We start from the raw sequence: 19220 nt of genomic DNA, 5'->3' as shown, positions 1-19220 counted from the left end.
TTTATTACAAGATGAAAAAATTACTGACATTAGTGTTACTTTTAATTGTTTCCTCAATGTCTTTTGCACAAAAGAACGAGATTAAAGCCATTGAAAAAGCACTAAAAAATTCGAATTTTGGAGATGCTAAATCTGCAGTATCAGCTGCAGAAGCATTAATAGGAAATATGGATGATAAGTCTAAAGCCAAATTCTATTTCCTTAAAGCTAAAGCTCTTTATGCAGAAGGAAAAGGTTCTGATAAAGATATAGATGAAGCTATAGTAAGTTTAGATGACTTGAAAGAATTAGAATCTAAAATGGGGAAATTAAAATATACCCAAGAAGCTAATGAAATGTCATTAGGAATGGTTAATACATTTCTAACTAAAGCTAACAATGCGTTTAGTAGTAAGAATTACACTGTTGCTGCAAAAGGCTTTGAAAAAGTTTACAGAATGTCTCCTAAAGATACGTTATATCTTTATTACGCTGCTTCTGCTGCTGTAACTTCTCAAGATTATGATACTGCTTTAGACTATTATGTAGAATTAAAAAACATGGGATATACAGGTATCCAAATGAATTACTATGCTACAAATGTAGAAACTGGTGAAGAAGAATTGTTTGCCAATAAGCAAACAAGAAATTTTTCTGTAAAATCTAAAGCTCATACTAAGCCTAGAGATGCTAAAAGCGAATCTAAAACAGCTGAAATAGTAAAGAACATCGCTTTAATATATGTATCACAAGGAGATAATGAAAAAGCTTTAGGAGCTATGGCTGATGCTAGAGCAGAAAATCCTGATGATTTAGGTTTATTATTATCAGAAGCTAATGTTTACCTAAAAATGGGTAACAGAGAAAGATTTAAAGAATTAATGGAAGAAGCAACTACTAAAGATCCTAATAATGCTGAATTACAGTATAATTTAGGTGTGTTAGCTGCTGAAGGTGGTAACCCAGAAGCTGCTATAAAATATTATGAAAAAGCTATTTCTATTAACCCTGGTTATGTAGATGCTTATAACAATATTGCAGTTGTAATGTTAGAAGGTGAAGCTAAGATTGTTGAAGAGATGAATAGCTTAGGAAATAGTTCTGCAGATAACAGAAAATATGATGAGTTAAAAGAAAAACGTTCGCAATTGTATTATCAAGCTATTCCTTTTTTAGAGAAAGCTTTAGAGTTGAGAAATACTAATATAGATGCGGCTAAAACGTTAATGAACATATATAGCGCTTTAGGTGAAACTGATAAGTTTAAAGCTATGAGAGCTAGGATTGAAAAAATGGAAGCTTCTGCTGCAGGTGGAAATTAAAATTAGATTCAAAATAGTATAAAAAAAGCGGCTGAAAAGCCGCTTTTTTTTATACTATTTTTTTAATAACTCTCAGTTTGTGGGTATGTGTATTCTTATCAATATTATAAATACCACTATGATCTAAACGATCAATTCTTACTTTGCCATGCGCATGGATAATGTAATTATCTTTCATGATAATACCTACATGAGTAATGTTGCCTTCTGCATTATCAAAAAAGGCTAAATCACCAGGTTCACTTTCTTCAATAAAGCTTAGAGCTTCCCCTTGTGTTGCTTGTTCAGAAGCATCTCTAAATAATTTATACCCATTGAGTTTATATACCATTTGTGTAAATCCAGAACAATCAATTCCAAAAGGTGATTTTCCACCCCATAAATAGGGGGCATTCAAGAATAAAAAAGATGATTTAACAATATTTTCTTTAGCGCTTTTTGAGGTTAAGGCAGTACCATCAAAGTTATGCTTAAGTATGTTTAACCCATTTAAATCTGAACCAACAGGAATAGGATATAAATTATTTGAAGCATCTGATACAAATTCAATTAAATCTTTGGATAAATTAACACCAGATTTATTTAGGTCATTATAATTAGACGCATCAATTTCTAAGTATTGCTTATTATCTATCCAACCTTCATATTTATCGAAAGCAAAACGGATGCGACTCCACTTTTTTCGTTGCTCAAGCACTTTAAAAAAGTCACCATACAGAGCTTGCGTTACCATTTCACTGGTATCGCTAGGTTCTAATCGTATAGGTACAATGCCAAGATTGCAAATGCCGTATTGCATAGAGTTTGGTTAAGCGCGTTCTAATACCACTGCAGAAGCACCTCCACCGCCATTACAAATAGCAGCTGCTCCAATATTGGCGTTATTTTGTTGTAATACGTTGATTAAGGTCACTAAAATTCTTACGCCAGAGCATCCAAGTGGATGTCCTAAAGAAACGGCACCACCATTAACATTTACATTACTATCGTCTAATCCTAAAATTTTCATATTAGCTAATCCAACAATAGAGAATGCTTCGTTAAATTCAAAGAAATCAACGTCTTTTATATCAATATTCGCTTTAGCTAATGCTTTTGGTAAAGCTTTAGCAGGCGCTGTTGTAAACCATTCTGGTTCATGTGCAGCATCTGCATACCCTTTTATAACAGCAATAGGTTGTAAGCCTAATTCTTCAGCTTTTTCTCTGCTCATTAATATCATAGCTGCAGCTCCATCGTTAATTGTAGATGCATTTGCAGCAGTAACTGTTCCGTCTTTAGTAAATGCAGGACGTAATGCAGGAATTTTATCCATTCTCACATTCGTATATTCTTCATCTTTATCAACAATTACAGGTTCTCCACGACGTTGAGGAACTTCAACAGCAATAACTTCATTCTCAAATTTTCCAGCATCCCAAGCCGCTTTAGAACGTTCATAAGACTGAACAGCAAAAGCATCTTGATCTTCTCTAGAGAATTTATATTCAGTTGCACATAAATCGGCACAAACTCCCATGGCATTATTGTCATAAGCGTCAACTAATCCGTCTTTTTGCATACCGTCTTCAAGCGTTGCTGGTCCAAATTTTGTACCAGTTCTTGCATGATAATAATGTGGAATTAAACTCATGTTCTCCATTCCACCGGCAACAACTATTTCTGCATCACCTAATTGTATAGCTTGAGCAGCTTGCATTACAGCTTTCATTCCTGAAGCACATACTTTGTTAACTGTAGTACATGGAATTGTGTTTGGTAATCCTGCGTAAATAGCAGCTTGTCTTGCAGGAGCTTGTCCTGTACCAGCTTGCACAACATTTCCCATAATGACTTCATCTACTAGCTCTGGTTTTAAATTAATTTTATCTAAAGCTCCTTTAATAGCCGCAGCTCCTAATCGAGGTGCTGGTACTGTAGATAAACTTCCTAAAAAACTTCCAATTGGTGTTCTAACTGCTGAAACTATAACGACGTCCTTATTCATTGTGATTATATTTGATGTTATTTGGAGCGAAATTAAACATTTTTTAAGAGATTTTAGAATGTATTAATGATATTAGCAGTCTAAAATTCTAATATTTATTACATTTGATTGTATATGAATGTATTCCTCAATAAATGGTATAAGAATCATGCTTTAGTTTATAAGATATTATTATTCTTATTAACCACATTGTTTATTGTTTACTTGTTTCCTAAAACAGGGAAGTTTAGATACTCTTTTGAAAAGGGTAAGCCATGGCAATCCGAAAACCTATATGCTCCATTTAATTTTGCGATAAAGAAATCCCAAAGTGAAATAGACAAAGAACAACGCGAAATTAAAAATCATAGTCCTTTGTATTTTGAGGTCACTAAAGGTGTTGAAGACGATGTTTTGTTAGATTTTACGATGAGATTTAACCAAGTATTTAAAGATTCTAGTACTCTTAGAACTGAAAATACAACGTTATTTAATCATGGTAAATCAATTGTAAACAAGCTTTATAATTCCGGAATATTAGATTTAGATTATAATTATGATAAAGATAGACCTGTATTTTTAACGTCATCTAATACCATTCAAAAAGAGTTGCAATATGGCAGTTTGTATGAGTTAAGTGAATGGAGAGCACTTGTAGAGAAGGATTTAGGAAATACATTATCTATAGATACAAAAAAGCGTATAGTCTCTATTTTTTTCGATGTTATTAAACCTAATATAAAACTCAATAAAAGTCTTAGTGATAAAGCTTTAGAAGAGGAATTGTCACGAATTTCTTTAACGAGAGGACGTATTGAAAAAGACCAACTCATAGTTTCTAAAGGACAAGTAGTAGAGGAAGATCAATACGTTATTTTAAGCTCTTTAAAATCCGAATATGAATCTCAAGTATGGAATTCTGCTAATTATAATTGGGTTCTTGTAGCTTACACACTATTGGTGGCATTGGCATTACTCATGTTATTATTGTTTTTAAGAAAATATAGACTCGAAGTCTTTTTAAACAACACTAAGGTGACGTTTATATTTTTTAATATCGCATTAATGATATTGTTAAGCACTTTGGTTATTAACTTTAATTCTCAGTATATCTATGTGGTGCCATTATGTATTTTACCACTCGTACTAAAAGCTTTTTTCGATGCAAGATTAGGTCTCTTTACACATGTACTTACGGTATTACTTTTAGGTTTTATTGTACCTAATAGTTACGAGTATATGTTTCTTCAGATTATTGCAGGAATGGTAACGATTTTAACGGTCTCAGAATTATATAAAAGAGCTAACCTTTTTATATCAGTAGGACAAATAACATTTATTTATATCATTGCTTATTTTGCGTTTTTCGTTATTCACGAAGGGCAATTAACAGGTCTAAAATGGGAAACCTTTGGTTTATTTGTGCTTTGTGGTTTAGCGACTTTGTTTGTTCAGCCTTTAATCTATATTTATGAAAAGATTTTTGGACTGGTGTCTGACGTATCTTTATTAGAATTGTCTGATACAAATACAAAATTGCTAAAAGAATTATCAAACAGAGCTCCAGGGACATTTCATCATTCATTAAATGTAGCTAATTTGGCTGAAGCTTCAGCTAATGAAATTGGAGCTAATGCTATGTTAATTAGAGTAGGAGCCTTGTATCATGATATTGGCAAGATGAATAATCCAACGTATTTTACAGAAAACCAGAGTACGGGTATTAATCCTCATGACGAATTATCGAATAAAGAATCTGCGAAAATCATTATTGATCACACAATTAAAGGCATTGAAATTGCTAAAAAATACAATTTACCAGATCGTGTTATAGATTTTATTAGAACACATCATGGTACCAGCTTAGTGTATTATTTTTATATGAAAGAAAAAGCTGAGAATGAAAATGTTGATATCAGCGATTTTACTTATCCAGGTCCAAAACCATTTAGTAAAGAAACAGCAATTTTAATGATGTGTGATAGTGTAGAAGCTGCTTCAAAAAGTTTAAAAGATCCTACAAGTACAAAGATTAATGATTTTGTTGAAAACATAATCAATAAACAAATGGAGAGTGGCCAGTTTTTAAATGCGAATATTACGTTTAAAGAAATTCAATCTATCAAAAAAGTACTTAAACATAAATTAGCGAATATTTACCATCTAAGAATAGAGTACCCTGAATAATAAAAAAAAGCCACTCCCTACAGCGGCTTTTTCTTCTAAAAAAATAATCGTTTACTAAACAACAATTACTATGTTTTTAATTAAGTTTTATTATTAGGGGAAATTTATTTTATTAATAAATGCTTCGGTAAATCTTCAACGCGTTCACAACATATTTGTTCCATCACTTGTTGTAGTTCTGTTTTTAAAAGTGAAATAGTATGATCACCACCTTTATGCCCTAAAGCCGAAACTCCATACATAAATGAGCGTCCCATAAATGTAAATTTAGCTCCAGTAGCAAGCGATCTGGTTTAATGACCGGAAGATATGCTAACAGAGTTGGCGTTTGGCATACCATCGGTGGTGTGTCAATTCTAAGACAAGATGAGGTGACTATGGCTGAAGTGTTTCAAGAAAATGGTTACAAAACCGCGATGTTTGGAAAATGGCATTTAGGAGATACTTATCCTTCTAGACCTCAAGATAAAGGTTTTGAATACACCATCACCCATGGTGGAGGTGGAGTTGGTCAGACACCAGATTATTGGGATAACGATTATTTTGATGATACCTATTTTAAAAATGGAGTACCAACAAAATTTGAAGGCTATTGTACCGATGTATGGTTTGATGAAGCTATAAAATATATTGAAGAGAAGAAAGATGAACCATTCTTCGCTTATATTTCTGCCAATGCGCCACACCTTCCTTTCAATGTGCCAGAAACCTATTATAATCAATACAAAGATTTAGATATTCCGGAGTTTCAAAAAATCTTCTACGGAATGATTACCAACGTGGATGACAACTTTGCGAAGCTTCAAAAGAAATTGAAAGACTTAAAAATTGCAGATCATACCATCGTTATTTTTATGACGGATAACGGAACCGCTTCAGGATATAAAACAGTAGGAGGTCAATTATACGGTTTTAATGGAGGAATGAAAGGCACAAAAAATAGTGAATATGAAGGAGGACACCGTGTACCGTTTTTTATTTCGTATCCAGAAAAGCATATTAATGGAGGTAAAGATGTCACGGATTTAACAGCACATTTAGATATTTTACCAACTTTAGCAACCTTATGTAATTTAGAATTACCAGAGAGACAAAAGAAAATGGACGGTTCAGATATTTCTTCACTGCTTTTAGGAGAAGAAGAAACCATTGGTAGAGACTATCTTATCACCGATTCGCAACGTGTACAAAGCCCAATAAAATGGAGAAAAAGTGCCGTGATGTCAGACAAAATGCGATTGGTTAATGGTAAAGAATTATATGATATTTCTAAAGATCCAGGTCAAGACAATGACTTAGCTGCTCAGTTTCCTGAAAAAGTAGAACAAATGCGAGGTTACTATAATGAATGGTGGAGTTCTGTATCTACAGAGTTTAATCAATTTCCAATCATTGTTTTAGGTTCTGATAATCAAAATCCTATAGAACTAACCTGTCATGATACACATGTGCACGATTCTAAAATTCCATGGAATCAAAATTACATTAGAGAAGCGAAAAAGAATCCAATGGGAGGTGAATTTACCGTAGCATTTGAACAGTCTGGAACGTATACTATTGAATTAAGCAGGTGGCCTTTTGAAGCTGATTTAGCAATAAATGCAGCTGTTGCCGGAAAAGAAGGCACCATTTCTACGGAAGCTATTGCAGAAGGTAGAACAATGAATTTTAAATCTGGTGGTGTAAAAATCGGGGCTTGGGAACAAACCAAAGCTGTAGAAAAGGACGCAAAAGTAATAAGCTTTACAGGTAATTTTACTAAAGGTGAAACGGATATGAGTGCTTGGTTTACAACCGATAAAGGTGAAGACTGGGGAGCATTTTATATTAAAGTGACTAGAGTATCAAAAGAATTCTCTATGATAGACTAACTGTTTTAGAGATTACGCTTTACAAATCCGTATTGTAAATCATTTTATGAAATAAAAAAAGGGAAAGTTAGCTTTCCCTTTTTTTATTGATATATGTGAACCGTATATATTATTCTTTAGAAGTTAACATATCTGGTGTAGCAACTGTTCTAAAGCCCATATGATCGGACCCAGAATCTACAGAAACACCCATTTTAGCCGATATTCTAAAACTAGCACAGTATGAGGCATGGCACAAAAAAGACCCACCTTTCATCACGTGTTCTACTTGATACGGATTATTAGGATTAAAATGAGTTGCTGCTCCTTTAGGGTTTACAATTGGCTTAGACGTGTCTAATTCACTGTAATATTTTACACTAAAGAAATCACTAGTTATTTCCCATACATTTCCAGCCATATCGTATAAACCAATACTATTTGGAGGATACGATTTTACTGGAGAGATAAATTCAAAACCATCTTGAGACTCATTTTTTGTAGGAAACACACCTTGCCAAGTATTAGCATTAGCATCTAATTTAGCGGCATCATTACCCCAAGTAAAAATAGTGTTCGTATTTTTACCTTGAGCAGCAGATTCCCATTCGGCTTCGGTTGGTAAACGTCTATTGGCCCACTCACAATACGCTAAAGCATCTTGGTAGGCCACGTGTACTACAGGATAATCATCTTTACCTTCAATAGTCGATTCTGGACCATCAGGATGTCTCCAATTCGCTCCTGTTTTCCATGTCCACCATTGGCCATAGTTTTCCATGTTTACAACAGCATTAACGTCTTTATTGAAAATTAAACTTCCAGGTTGTAGAATAGAATCATGAGGTTTTGGTGTGTTTGGAGGCAATTCTTTTTTCATTTCTTCCCAATCAATCTCACGTTCTGCTATAGTTATATAGTTTGTAGCTTCTACAAAGGCTTTAAACTGCTTGTTGGTAACCTCAGTGATATCCATAAAAAAACCATCAACAGTAACCCAATGTGCAGGCTTTTCTCTTGGCATGGCATAATTATCGGTGTCTTTTGCCCCTTGTATAAACGTTTTTTTCTCTACCCAAACCATACCTTCAGGTGTTTCCATTTTTGAAGTTGGTTCCGCTTTAGCTTCAGTTTTAGGTTCAGAAGATTTTTTCTGGTCTTCATTTTTACAGCTAGAAACTGATGAGAACAGTACTAAAGCAAAAGCCAAATAAGCGAATTGTTTTGTTAAGCGTTGTTGATACATGTTGTTTTATTTTTAGTATTTATTTCTTAATTTAAATAGTGTGCAAATTAGTAGTCGTTCTTTAAAAGATTTAGTTTTCCACTTGTAAATAAACTAATTTGGAGTCATAACATTACAAATAATTCTTATTAATTTAACTAGTTATGGTCCTTGATATTTCATGTTTACATTAGAAATTTAATCATAAGACAGTGCTAAGAGATATTCTATATGAAAAAAAACCGTAACATTTTTTCAAATATTGCGGTTTTTTGGGCTATTAATCAATTCAAAAGGATATCTATATTCAACACGTTAAGGTGTTGATTTTATATTTTTAATTAATAATAATTTTTTGGGTTCTATTTTGTGTTTCACTTTTTAATTCAACAATATAGACACCAGTTCTTAGCGCATTCACTTCAACAATGTTTGTTGTATTAGAAGTATCCAAGGCTTGTTGTAATACTATTCTGCCGTGCATATCGTATACTACAGCTGTTGTATTTGTGTTTAATTGGCCTTTAATCACTACAGTTTTCGTTGCTTGTTCTGAATAGATGTTTAAACCATTTAACAAGTTATCTTTTATAGATAATGCAGATGAAGAGTAATGTATATAGAATCGTCCTGTTCCGTTTAAATTGTCAGATGGTGTAAATACATAATCTCCAGTATTTAATAAGGTCCATGTATTAGTAATGTTATCTTCAAGATACACATTAATATGTGATGGTATAGAAGCCGTTTCTACATTTAAACCAATGGTTAATTGTGTGCCAGCATCTCCTTTAACACCAAGTGGTACAACCACATCATTAAAATCGTTATAAGGTAAAGCCTGAATCGCAAATTCTAATCCTTCATTATGCTCTACAAGATGAGTATAAATACCATTAGTAGAACCTGTGAAAGCAGCAGCATCATAACCTGGATCTAAACCTCTTGTTTGATGCTCTGCAAAGTATATTTTTGTAGTTTGCGTAGAAGATGCATTAGATAAAAATAATTCTGATAACAAAAAGTTAGGTGTTGATGATCTTCCAACTATAAAGTCATCAGAAGTACCAAGAGTTCGCATAGCAGGTGTAAATGTTACTGTGCCTCCAGAAATTGTTCTAACAAAGAATCCTTGACTTGGTGTAATTTTATCTGAAGAGTTTATATTATTCCAAATCGTATAATTACTACCGTTAGCATCATTAGCATCATATCCATAAATCGCCTGATAAGCTCCGCCGCCGCCATTTAATGCACCTGAGTTTTCAGTCCAAAATTCACCAAAATCTAAATAAGAAGGGAAGGGATTTCCAATTAAGTTCCATAAACCATATGTAGTGTCTCCTCCGTTTGAAATAGTTACTGACACATTTGCTACAGGAGAGTTTGGTACTGTTCCTTTAAAATACATCGTGCTTCCACTAACAGTTCCTGCTCTATAACCTTCACCTGGCACTATTACATCGCTACCAGTCTTATTCCAATTTAGAAATTCACCATTTGTATTATCAAAAGGGCCAAATAATTTTTGATCGGGATTACTAGGGTTTGATACAAGTTCAGCATCATTATTATTTGCTAGAGTTGAAAAATTTTGATCAACAGGAGATGCTATTAAGTCATTACCATTAGGATTTCCATTTACATATCTATAATATCTAATGTCTCCATTTACGGTTCCATTAAAAATTAAACTTCCAAAAGTCGATGACGTTGAATATGCAAAAAGGTTATTTTTTGTAATGGCATTACCATTTATAGTAAGTGAGTGCCCTGCCTCAACTTTTACTCTTTCTATAGCACCAACTTCAATAATTGTAAAATCGTTTACGGTAACGTCTGTATTTATTTGTAAATTACCTTGTATTATTACATTATCTGTAGCTGTAGGAACAATTCCTCCTATCCAAGAAGAACCATCTTCCCAATCAATAGGGTCCGCCGTTGTTGAAGCAATTTTTGGAACTCTAATATAACCAGATGCATCTTGTACTATAGTACCATCTGTAGGTTCAACACCATCAAGAAGCCACGAGTCTAATATTGTTTGAGAAACCTCAGTAGCTGTGGTTCCTATTCTAAGAACACCAGAATAATAATTTTGTAAATCTACGACTCCTTCTGTAGCCGAAGTTGTATATGAAGAAAATTGCACAAGCGTAACTTCTGGAGCAAAGCCCAAACTTAAGGGTCTAGTAAGTACTCTTAAGTAACCTAAATTACTTTGGTTTTTATTAAATGTGACTACAGATGTATTATTTACTTGAGAATCTTTATAAATGTTTCCTTCAAACGAATCTGCAACGTTAAAAGTAAGAGTACTACTTCCTTCTAATTCTATAGTATTAGAGTCAGTAATTACATTAGTACTATTAAAAATAATTGGATTGTTTCTCGTTTTAAATCCTCCTGTAAAAGTGGATAAATCTGAAGTAGCTTCAAAAGTTACTCCTCCATCAGCACCAGCTGCATTTATAATATTAAAAAGACCTGATCCTGTAATTTCTCCATGAAATTCAAAAGGATTAGATGATTCATTTTCAATAGTAAGACCAAAAGTACTTGAACTAATCGTGTTGCCATTTGTAAAAATAGTACTAGCTCCTGATACATTTTTAAATCTTCCGCTAGTGGCTAAAGTTATGTTGCAATCAATAGTAACATTACCTGAAGCAGCATTATTTTCTATAATATAATTTCCATTACCTGTAGTGAAGGTTAAAGTTGAATTCGAAGCGCTACTGATTGTTATAGCATCTGTTATTATTATAGCTCCAACGCTTTGATCACTATTAACGTTTACATCTGCTTCTAAAGTTGCAATACCAGTTGCATCCGCTATTATTCCGCCTGTCCAGTTAGTTGGAGTAGACCATAAGCCATCTCCAGTGCCATTATTATTTGTATAAGTGCCATTGGTCTGGGCATTTAATTGAAAGTTACTTAAGCCGATAAGAGCTAAAAGTATAAAGAATTGTAATTGTTTATTCATGATGTTAGTAGATTTATTAAGTAGATTAAAAAACATTTTTACAAAATTAAGTGTATACACTATATATACTTTGCTTAATTCGCTCAAAAACATACTCATTTCATGTAAAACACTCTATACAAGGCTTTAAAACAGCATGTTGCATCTTTAATTATAATATGGGCTTATATAATTAGAAATGGAAAAAGTAATTACAAACGATAGTCTCGTTAACATGTAAATTTTACGTTGAATTTAAGATTATGAAAAACAGTATTCTTTAATTCTTTTAATGTTTCATTACCTTTTCTAATGAAACCTGTAAATTCTAGGTTTAACGGTGGGGTATTATCTATTAGTAATCCTATTATGTTTTTGAACAAAAAAGCCTTACTTAAAAAAGTAAGGCTTTTTGTGATCGCACTAGGATTCGAACCTAGGACCGCCTGCTTAGAAGGCAGGTGCTCTATCCAGCTGAGCTATGCGACCAATTAGAGTAAAACTCTAAAATTTCAATAAAAGTCGGGGTGGCAGGATTCGAACCTGCGGCCTCCACGTCCCAAACGTGGCGCGATAACCGGGCTACGCTACACCCCGAAAATTTGATTATCTTTTTAAATATTACTTACAGTCGCATAAGCTGTAGTAAATTTGCGGAGAGACAGGGATTCGAACCCTGGGTAAGTGTTTCCACCTACGACGATTTAGCAAACCGCTCCTTTCGGCCACTCAGGCACCTCTCCAATATTTATATGAACATTCCTTTAAATGCGGATGCAAATGTAACGCAACATTTTAAAGAACGCAACAATTTTTTTGAGTTTTTTTTTGAATATTTTTGATTGTATATTTAAGTGTATATTTATCAGACAAATAAAAGTATTTTACTCAACTTTATAAGTTTCAAAAAATGTTTAAATAAAGTATAAACTAAGTTCTAAACTTTAAAATATGGCTAGTTACAAAAAAGATAGAGCTTTTTCCGACTATGTACATCAGCAATTAGCATTACCTTTAATATATAAGGCTTTAGGGTGGCAAGAGGTTAGATTGCGAAAGGACTATGCTCAATATATAGATATGATGGATGGTATTGATTATGTGTTTAGAAAGGGAAATGAAATTATGAGCGTACAAGAGCGATTTAGGGAAGCGCAATATAAAGACTATTCAGATTTTACCATTAGGTATAGGCGTGATGATAATAAATTTAAAGAACGACAAGAATCTGAATATTATAAAATGAAAGCACATTATTTTACCTATGGCATTATTGATTGTGCTAAAAGTAAGGTGAATACTGCTAAAGGATTTATAAAATATGCCATAATAGACTTAAAAAAAGTCTATGATAAGATTGATTCCAAAGCCATTTTTATTTCAGATAATAAAAAGCATAAGTGCGAAATTGTAAATAATAAAAGAATTGAATGCCCTGTAAAGTATAATGTAGATGGTTCTTCTTCTTTTTTTCCTATTGATATTTCTTTCTTAATGAAGCTTTGGGGTAATGAGATGATTGTAGCTCAGAAAGGTTTTTGTGATTAATGAACTTTTGAGCAAATCAAAATAATTTTGTCTTCATCTACATTTGTTGTGAAAAATAAATAGAGTGTTCCGCCGTCTTTAACTTTGAATTTTTTACGAATATCATGTACTGATAACGGAAAGTTTCTCGTAGTTATATTAGCTTTTAATATTTTTTCTTTGGAAAATGCTTTTTTATTAAAGGGTACTATTTTTTCAATTTTAAATCTTCTTCCAGGAAATTCTATAAGTGAGTCAGATGTGTATAAATGCGAATGTTTGTGTAGTTTTTCAATATTTAGAATGTTAGCAACAGAATTAAAACTACCAGATTTTAAAACTGCAGAATTTGGTTCGTACAAATAGGTGAGTGGCTTGCTGTAATTTGCTTCAGCTTCAGCTTCTTCTTTAAAGTTAAATTTAAAATATTGAGCTTTACCTCTTTGTAAATTAACAGTTTTTACGAGAACGTCTCCTTCAAAACCCCGCTCTAAAATCCATAATAATTCTTTAACTTCATTGTTAACGGCTACAATATGAATTTCTTTTACATGCTGTAAATCTGATAGCGTTGCTGATAAATCCAATAAAGGTGATGTTTTAATCATCACATTTGTTGCGCATTGTAGCAATAAGTTTTGATGTGTTTTAATATTAGGTTCGCAGTCTGCTAATAAAAATACTTTTTGCTTTAAATCATCACGGCGCGAAGGGTCAATATAAATCCAATCTATAGTTTGAGTAACTTCTTTTAAAGCGTCAATTCCATTTGCATTATAGCATGTAATGTTTGAAGTATTTAGTGCTTTTAAGTTATGTTTAACTAATGCTGAAAGTTCTGGGTTAATTTCACAATGTATTACGTTTTCTACATGTTTTGAAAAGTAAAATGCATCTACACCAAAACCACCTGTGAGATCCATAATCTGCTTACCAGAAACTAAACTAGATTTATATTGAGCAGTAATTTCTGAAGAGGTTTGTTCTATATTAAGCTTATTGGGAAAGTATATATTTTTAGTAATAAACCATGTTGGTAGTTTCTTTTTACAGCGTTTTTTTGCTTCAATTTGTTCAATAATTAATTTTGAATCTACAGCTTTAAACGGTATACCTTTCAGCAATAATTCTGAAACATCAGAATTTAGGTTGTTGTTTATAAAATTCTGTATTTCAGTATTTAGTAGGTTTTTGTTAAACATTAACTATAAGCCTTTGGTTAGTTTTTGAACTATATTATAATCCGATAAAAATTCTTTCAAGATAACTTTTATGGCTGTGTATGTTGGTATGGCGACAATCATTCCAACAACACCAAATAAAATTCCGGAAATAATGATAATTAAGAAAATTTCCAAAGGGTGTGATTTTACACTTTTAGAAAAGATATAAGGTTGGCTAAAGAAATTATCTACCAATTGCGCGAAGATAAACCCAATCATTACATACATGGTTTTTGGTAAAATTACCTCACTAAAATTTTCGCCTAAGTTACTAGACATGCTTAGCAAAAGCATTAAAAAACCACTAACTAAAGGTCCAATATAAGGCACTAAATTAAGAAGTGCACACAGAAAAGCAATAACAATGGCATTGTCTATTCCAAACACTAATAATACAATGGTGTAAATAACAAAAAGAATTAATATTTGAAATATAAGTCCAACGAAATAGCGTGATAATAAGTCTTTTATTGTGGTGATAGAGCGTTTAGAGCGTTCTTCATTCCCGCTTGGCACAAAGGTCATAATACCATCTTCAAAAAGCTTACTGTCTTTTAGGAAAAAGAACGAAATAAATAGTACTGAGAATAAACCAATACTAAAAGTACCTAAGCCACTAATAAAACTATTTAGAAAATTAGGAATGATTGCAAAATCGAGTTTAGAGAGTACATGAGAGTCTTTAATAGATTGTTCGAGATCTATATTGTTGAATTGAAAATAAGTAATAATTTGATCGTATAGATTTTCAATATTTAATTGTAATTGATCAATATTTAGTAAGGCTAAATTGTGACCTTGTTCGATAATTAGCGGAATAAAAAGTCCGACTAAGCCAATTAAAAGACTTAAAAGAAGGGTCATGGTCACTACAACTGCAACGGTGTTATTAAATTTTAATCGCTCTCTTAAAAATAGTATGATTGGTCGTCCAATTAGAGAAATAACTGCAGCAACAGCAATATAAACGATTACGGATTGAATTTTAAAAAGAAAATATAAGACTAACATTATAGCTAGAATCACACCCAATGCTCTTAAAATACCGTTAGCTATTGTTTTTGAATTCATCTCTTGCATATTTACTCAAAGGTGCTGAAATAAATTCAGCATGGCAAATTTAAGCATTTAGTTGTTTTGTAATTTCGTAAAGCGCAATACTTGTGGCTTGTACCACATTCATACTGCTGTTATTGCCAAACATATTAATGTGTACAATAGCATCAACGCTTTTTAATAGTGGTTCTGAAACTCCAAAGTTTTCATCTCCTAATATTAGCGCAATTGGTTGATGGGTTTGTAATTTAAAAGTTGATAAATCCTGACTATTCTCTGTGATTTCTAAAGCAATCAAATAATAGTTTTTAGCTTTTAAAGCTTGGGTTTGTGTTTCAATATCTTCGTTTATGCTATGTGTTACGTACTTTTCAGTTGAACGCGATGTTTTTGTCATTCGTTTACCCAATGGAATATCGGAACCACAAAAAACAAGCTCTTCAATACCAAAGGCATCTGCTATTCTAAATAAACTTCCAATGTTTGGTGCGTTGGTTACATTATCGCAAATTACTGTAATAGGATGTTTTTGCTTTTGAAAGTTAGAATTGTAGTGATTTAGTTGCATAAAATAGGAAAGGCAAAATTAATTTTCAAAAGCGTACTTTACAATGTTGGCACCCATTTTAAGTGCTTTTTCTCGCACATCTTCTGGGTCGTTGTGTACTTCTTGGTCTTCCCAACCATCACCCAAATCACTTTCAAAAGTAAATAATAGTACTAATCTACTTTCGTGAAAAATCCCAAAAGCTTGTGGTGCTTTTCCGTCGTGCTCATGGATTTTAGGTAAACCGTTAGAAAATTCAAAAGCTGAACTAAATATTTTATGATCCTTAGGAAGTTCAACTAAATCGCTATTAGGAAATACCTTTTTGAGTTCTTTAGTAATATAAGGTTCCATGCCGTAATTATCATCAATATGAAGAAACCCACCAGAAATTAGATAATTCCTCAAGTTTTCGGCATCATCATCACTAAAGAATACATTTCCATGACCTGTCATGTGCAGTAAAGGAAATTGAAAAATATCTGTACTACCAACTTCAACGGTTTGAATACTTTCGTTAATGTTGGTATCTATGTTATCGTTGCAATATTTTACTAAATTAGGTAATGCTGTTGGATTGCTATACCAATCACCTCCTCCTTTGTATTTTAAAATAGCGAGGTCTTGTGCAAATAAGAACACTGAAAAAAGAGAAAAGAAGAAGGAAATAAATAGTTTCATTAAAATTCGTTTAAAAATGCAACAGAATGGCAAGCTGCAATTGCAGCTGTTTCTGTTCGCAAACGTGTCTCACCCAAAGTTACAGGAATAAAGTTACGTTGCAAGGCCATTTCGATTTCTTTAACGCTAAAGTCGCCTTCAGGACCTATGAGGATTGTACAATCTGTTGCTGTTTTTAATTGTGATTTTAAAGATTTTTTATCTGTTTCTTCGCAGTGTGCAATAAAAATTTGAGCCTTAAAATTTTGATCTATAAAATCTTTAAAAGCAATGGGCTTGTTAAGTTTTGGTAAATAATATTGCAGGGATTGTTTCATTGCAGACTGAATGATTTTTTCAAAACGTTCAATCTTTACCACTTTTCTTTCACTGTGTTCGCAGATAATAGGAGTTATGGTTTCAACGCCAATTTCAGTAGCTTTTTCCAAAAACCATTCGTACCTATCGTTCATTTTAGTTGGTGCAACAGCTAAATGTAAATTGTAATTACGTTTAGGTTGTAAGCTTTTAGACTGTATAGAAACGACACATTTTTTTTGTTCAGCTAATATAATTTCAGCGACAAAAACCCAGCCTTTGCCATTGGTAATGTGTAGTTTGTCGCCAATTGTTTTACGTAAAACTTTAGCAATGTGTCGGCTTTCGTCTTTATCGAAACTAAAATTAGTATCGGTTTCCGAAATATTTGAATTGTAGAATAATTGCATTAATCTATGTCTTCAGAAAATTTTAAAACTGTAATCTCTTCAATAGCTGTTCTGTCTTCTGTTTTAATAGCGAGATAATATTTTTGATTTTCAATATCGTCTATTGAAAATATTTCGTCAATAGCATGGTTTTTACCAAAAGCAACTTCGTCAAAAGCAGCTGGCATTTCTCCGGCTTTAATCCAACCTGTATCTCCTCCTTTTTTTGCAGTATGATCAGTAGAGTGGTGTTTTGCTAAGTCTTTAAAACGGTAACCTTCTTTATACTGAGCTATTACCTTGTTACGCTTTTTTATGGCTTCTTCAGTAGACATTTTTGAGGCGTCTATTACAATAATGCTAAATTTTAAATAATCTATTTCAGCTTTATCAATGACTTTGTAGTAGGTTTTTTTAAAATCTGTTCTAATTACTTTTTTGCCACCTTTAGAAAGGTTAAATAAGTCATTAGCTAATCTGGTTTTATGTTTTTCTTTATTGAATGTGAAAAGTTTACCTTGTTTGGGCTTGTTTTCTTTTAAAAACGTTGTAGCTTCATCTGAAGTAGAAATAGAATCTAATTGTTGCTCTAATGCTATTTGAGAAAAACCTAAGAAAGGAATTAAAAGTAATAGCGTAAATAAATGTTTCATGTTAAATTTTGTTTAAAGTGATTTGGATACTGCAAAACAACTAAATTTTAAGATACAATAGAGGTGAATAGTTGTAAGGATGTTAACAGATGTTTTAACAATTTTAAAGAAGTGATTGCTTTTTGATAATTAAATTAAATTTTTAAATAAATTTAAAACCCTTTAAAAGAAAAAAAATTGAGGAGTAATCAATAAAAGGGTTAAGATAAGCACATATCAATTAAAGTTAACATCGCTATTAAATACTAGAAATTTGGAATTACTCTTCGTTTATATTTTTAATCGGGCAGTAGCCATAACATTAAAATCTGAAAAATCCTTTTCTAAATATTTTAAATAACCAACAATAGCAATCATTGCGGCATTATCTGTAGTATATTCAAATTTTGGAATATAACTCGTCCAACCAAATTTTTGTTCGGCATCTTTTAAAGCTTTTCTAATACTAGAATTAGCAGAAACACCTCCGCCAATGGCAATGTGTTTAATGCCTGTTTGCTTTACCGCTAGTTTTAATTTGGCCATTAAAATACCTATGATGGTATATTGAATAGATGCGCAAATGTCATTTAGATTTTCTTCAATAAAATTAGGGTTTGCTTTTACTTCGCGCTGAATAAAATATAAAATATTAGTTTTTAATCCTGAAAAACTAAAATTTAACCCATCGACTTTTGGTTTTGTAAACTGATAAGCCTTTGGATTGCCAAGTTGTGCACGTCTATCAATTTCTGGCCCAGCAGGATAGCCTAAGCCTAATACTTTTCCGCTTTTATCATAAGCTTCTCCCACGGCATCGTCTATAGTTTCTCCTAAAACTTCCATATCAAAATGAGTATTCACTTTTACTATCTGTGTGTGGCCTCCAGAAATAGTCATGGCTAAAAAAGGAAAAGGAGGTTTTTTATGATCTTTTTCGTCTATAAAATGTGTTAAAATATGCGCTTGCATGTGGTTTACGTCTATTAGCGGAATATCTAAACCAAAAGCCAAAGATTTGGCAAAAGATGTACCAACCAATAACGATCCCATTAAACCTGGACCACGAGTAAAAGCTATAGCGTTTAATTGCTCTTTTTTTATTCCTGCTTTTTCTAGGGCTTGGTGTACTACTGGAACAATATTTTGTTGATGCGCTCGAGATGCCAATTCTGGGACTACGCCTCCGTACTCTGTGTGTATTTTTTGATCAGCAACAACGTTACTTAAAATTTGGTCGTTGCATAGTATGGCAGCAGATGTGTCGTCACAAGACGACTCAATTCCGAGGATATAAATATTTTCTTTTTCCATAGTAGATATTAGGCACAATAATTGTTAATTTTGTTAGTTATAGCTCATTGCCAT

At 32.5% G+C, this 19220-nt stretch carries 15 protein-coding genes, 3 tRNA genes and 1 pseudogene; 4 read left to right on the top strand and 15 right to left on the bottom strand.

All coding sequences use genetic code 11. The features are described from left to right. Nucleotides 1-11 precede the first annotated feature (11 nt). The gene (locus tag ABD730_RS10020) at nucleotides 12-1301 is read left to right on the top strand and encodes a tetratricopeptide repeat protein (protein WP_334466212.1); all 1290 of its coding nucleotides are present in this window, start codon (nucleotides 12-14) and stop codon (nucleotides 1299-1301) included. A gap of 49 nt (nucleotides 1302-1350) precedes the next feature. Here the strand turns inward: ABD730_RS10020 and ABD730_RS10015 are convergent, their stop codons facing one another. Together ABD730_RS10015 and ABD730_RS10010 are read right to left on the bottom strand one after the other, a co-directional pair. After that, entirely contained in the window at nucleotides 1351-2100 is a 750-nt protein-coding gene (locus ABD730_RS10015) for a C40 family peptidase (protein ID WP_334466209.1), read from the bottom strand. 9 nt (nucleotides 2101-2109) lie between these two features. Next, entirely contained in the window at nucleotides 2110-3288 is a 1179-nt protein-coding gene (locus tag ABD730_RS10010; protein ID WP_344714307.1) for an acetyl-CoA C-acyltransferase, read from the bottom strand. Nucleotides 3289-3402: 114 nt separating this feature from the next. Here ABD730_RS10010 and ABD730_RS10005 point away from each other — a divergent pair, with 114 nt between their 5' ends. After that, complete coding sequence (locus ABD730_RS10005; protein ID WP_334466203.1) at nucleotides 3403-5454, top strand: HD family phosphohydrolase; 2052 nt, start codon at nucleotides 3403-3405, stop codon at nucleotides 5452-5454. Between the two features lie 104 nt (nucleotides 5455-5558). Here the strand turns inward: ABD730_RS10005 and ABD730_RS10000 are convergent. After that, nucleotides 5559-5744, bottom strand: a pseudogene (locus ABD730_RS10000) (alpha-hydroxy-acid oxidizing protein); the annotation flags it as partial. Between the two features lie 6 nt (nucleotides 5745-5750). On the opposite strand from ABD730_RS10000, the gene ABD730_RS09995 reads away from it, so the two are divergent. Further along, complete coding sequence (locus ABD730_RS09995; RefSeq protein ID WP_344714302.1) at nucleotides 5751-7325, top strand: arylsulfatase; 1575 nt, start codon at nucleotides 5751-5753, stop codon at nucleotides 7323-7325. A 109-nt stretch (nucleotides 7326-7434) separates the two neighbouring features. On the opposite strand, the gene ABD730_RS09990 is transcribed toward ABD730_RS09995, so the two are convergent. The 5 genes from ABD730_RS09990 to ABD730_RS09970 form a co-directional block, all read right to left on the bottom strand. Beyond that, entirely contained in the window at nucleotides 7435-8550 is a 1116-nt protein-coding gene (locus ABD730_RS09990) for a formylglycine-generating enzyme family protein (protein WP_344714300.1), read from the bottom strand. Between the two features lie 316 nt (nucleotides 8551-8866). Beyond that, nucleotides 8867-11521 (bottom strand): T9SS type A sorting domain-containing protein, encoded by a 2655-nt coding sequence (locus ABD730_RS09985; RefSeq protein WP_344714298.1) that lies wholly within the window; start codon nucleotides 11519-11521, stop codon nucleotides 8867-8869. A gap of 394 nt (nucleotides 11522-11915) precedes the next feature. Next, nucleotides 11916-11989, bottom strand: a tRNA-Arg gene (locus ABD730_RS09980). Nucleotides 11990-12022: 33 nt separating this feature from the next. Continuing rightward, nucleotides 12023-12097 (bottom strand) — tRNA-Pro (locus ABD730_RS09975). A gap of 57 nt (nucleotides 12098-12154) precedes the next feature. After that, nucleotides 12155-12243, bottom strand: a tRNA-Ser gene (locus ABD730_RS09970). Between the two features lie 208 nt (nucleotides 12244-12451). Between ABD730_RS09970 and ABD730_RS09965 the strand changes: the two genes are divergently transcribed. Next, the gene (locus ABD730_RS09965; RefSeq protein ID WP_344714296.1) at nucleotides 12452-13048 is read left to right on the top strand and encodes a hypothetical protein; all 597 of its coding nucleotides are present in this window, start codon (nucleotides 12452-12454) and stop codon (nucleotides 13046-13048) included. On the opposite strand, the gene ABD730_RS09960 is transcribed toward ABD730_RS09965, so the two are convergent. The 7 genes from ABD730_RS09960 to tsaD all read right to left on the bottom strand — a co-directional run bounded on the left by ABD730_RS09960 (nucleotide 13045) and on the right by tsaD (nucleotide 19166). Continuing rightward, a complete protein-coding gene (locus tag ABD730_RS09960) occupies nucleotides 13045-14229 on the bottom strand; it encodes a THUMP-like domain-containing protein (RefSeq protein WP_344714294.1) in 1185 nt (394 codons plus the stop codon). The genes ABD730_RS09965 and ABD730_RS09960 overlap by 4 nt on opposite strands. 3 nt (nucleotides 14230-14232) lie before the next feature. Further along, a complete protein-coding gene (locus tag ABD730_RS09955) occupies nucleotides 14233-15321 on the bottom strand; it encodes an AI-2E family transporter (protein ID WP_344714292.1) in 1089 nt (362 codons plus the stop codon). A gap of 49 nt (nucleotides 15322-15370) precedes the next feature. Further along, the gene (locus ABD730_RS09950) at nucleotides 15371-15874 is read right to left on the bottom strand and encodes a TrmH family RNA methyltransferase (RefSeq protein WP_344714290.1); all 504 of its coding nucleotides are present in this window, start codon (nucleotides 15872-15874) and stop codon (nucleotides 15371-15373) included. An 18-nt stretch (nucleotides 15875-15892) separates the two neighbouring features. After that, nucleotides 15893-16534, bottom strand: a complete 642-nt coding sequence (locus ABD730_RS09945) for a DUF4159 domain-containing protein (protein WP_334469391.1) — start codon at nucleotides 16532-16534, stop codon at nucleotides 15893-15895. After that, nucleotides 16534-17241 carry a 16S rRNA (uracil(1498)-N(3))-methyltransferase gene (locus ABD730_RS09940; RefSeq protein WP_344714288.1) on the bottom strand — a complete coding sequence of 236 codons (708 nt, stop codon included), beginning with the start codon at nucleotides 17239-17241 and terminating at the stop codon, nucleotides 16534-16536. The genes ABD730_RS09945 and ABD730_RS09940 overlap by 1 nt, the downstream gene beginning before the upstream one ends. Beyond that, entirely contained in the window at nucleotides 17241-17873 is a 633-nt protein-coding gene (locus ABD730_RS09935; protein ID WP_344714286.1) for a peptidylprolyl isomerase, read from the bottom strand. The genes ABD730_RS09940 and ABD730_RS09935 overlap by 1 nt, the downstream gene beginning before the upstream one ends. A gap of 270 nt (nucleotides 17874-18143) precedes the next feature. Next, nucleotides 18144-19166: a tRNA (adenosine(37)-N6)-threonylcarbamoyltransferase complex transferase subunit TsaD gene (tsaD, locus tag ABD730_RS09930; RefSeq protein WP_344714284.1), complete on the bottom strand. Its 1023-nt coding sequence runs from the start codon at nucleotides 19164-19166 to the stop codon at nucleotides 18144-18146. Between the last annotated feature and the right edge of the window lie 54 nt (nucleotides 19167-19220).

This window comes from Winogradskyella damuponensis (assembly GCF_039538385.1).
GTDB lineage: Bacteria > Bacteroidota > Bacteroidia > Flavobacteriales > Flavobacteriaceae > Winogradskyella > Winogradskyella damuponensis.
The sequence above is the reverse complement of the archived record's forward strand: the minus strand, read 5'-3'. Positions and strand labels throughout refer to the sequence as shown.

What these genes read in the sequence shown, in the direction of transcription:
- ABD730_RS10010 (WP_344714307.1), bottom strand. Translation starts at nt 3,288, where the DNA reads ATGAATAAGGACGTCGTTATAGTTTCAGCAGTTAGAACACCAATTGGA.
- ABD730_RS10005 (WP_334466203.1), top strand. Translation starts at nt 3,403, where the DNA reads ATGAATGTATTCCTCAATAAATGGTATAAGAATCATGCTTTAGTTTAT.
- ABD730_RS09955 (WP_344714292.1), bottom strand. Translation starts at nt 15,321, where the DNA reads ATGAATTCAAAAACAATAGCTAACGGTATTTTAAGAGCATTGGGTGTG.
- ABD730_RS09995 (WP_344714302.1), top strand. Translation starts at nt 5,751, where the DNA reads ATGACCGGAAGATATGCTAACAGAGTTGGCGTTTGGCATACCATCGGT.
- ABD730_RS09940 (WP_344714288.1), bottom strand. Translation starts at nt 17,241, where the DNA reads ATGCAATTATTCTACAATTCAAATATTTCGGAAACCGATACTAATTTT.
- ABD730_RS09985 (WP_344714298.1), bottom strand. Translation starts at nt 11,521, where the DNA reads ATGAATAAACAATTACAATTCTTTATACTTTTAGCTCTTATCGGCTTA.
- ABD730_RS10015 (WP_334466209.1), bottom strand. Translation starts at nt 2,100, where the DNA reads ATGCAATACGGCATTTGCAATCTTGGCATTGTACCTATACGATTAGAA.
- ABD730_RS09945 (WP_334469391.1), bottom strand. Translation starts at nt 16,534, where the DNA reads ATGAAACTATTTATTTCCTTCTTCTTTTCTCTTTTTTCAGTGTTCTTA.
- ABD730_RS09960 (WP_344714294.1), bottom strand. Translation starts at nt 14,229, where the DNA reads ATGTTTAACAAAAACCTACTAAATACTGAAATACAGAATTTTATAAAC.
- tsaD (WP_344714284.1), bottom strand. Translation starts at nt 19,166, where the DNA reads ATGGAAAAAGAAAATATTTATATCCTCGGAATTGAGTCGTCTTGTGAC.
- ABD730_RS09965 (WP_344714296.1), top strand. Translation starts at nt 12,452, where the DNA reads ATGGCTAGTTACAAAAAAGATAGAGCTTTTTCCGACTATGTACATCAG.
- ABD730_RS09990 (WP_344714300.1), bottom strand. Translation starts at nt 8,550, where the DNA reads ATGTATCAACAACGCTTAACAAAACAATTCGCTTATTTGGCTTTTGCT.
- ABD730_RS09950 (WP_344714290.1), bottom strand. Translation starts at nt 15,874, where the DNA reads ATGCAACTAAATCACTACAATTCTAACTTTCAAAAGCAAAAACATCCT.
- ABD730_RS10020 (WP_334466212.1), top strand. Translation starts at nt 12, where the DNA reads ATGAAAAAATTACTGACATTAGTGTTACTTTTAATTGTTTCCTCAATG.
- ABD730_RS09935 (WP_344714286.1), bottom strand. Translation starts at nt 17,873, where the DNA reads ATGAAACATTTATTTACGCTATTACTTTTAATTCCTTTCTTAGGTTTT.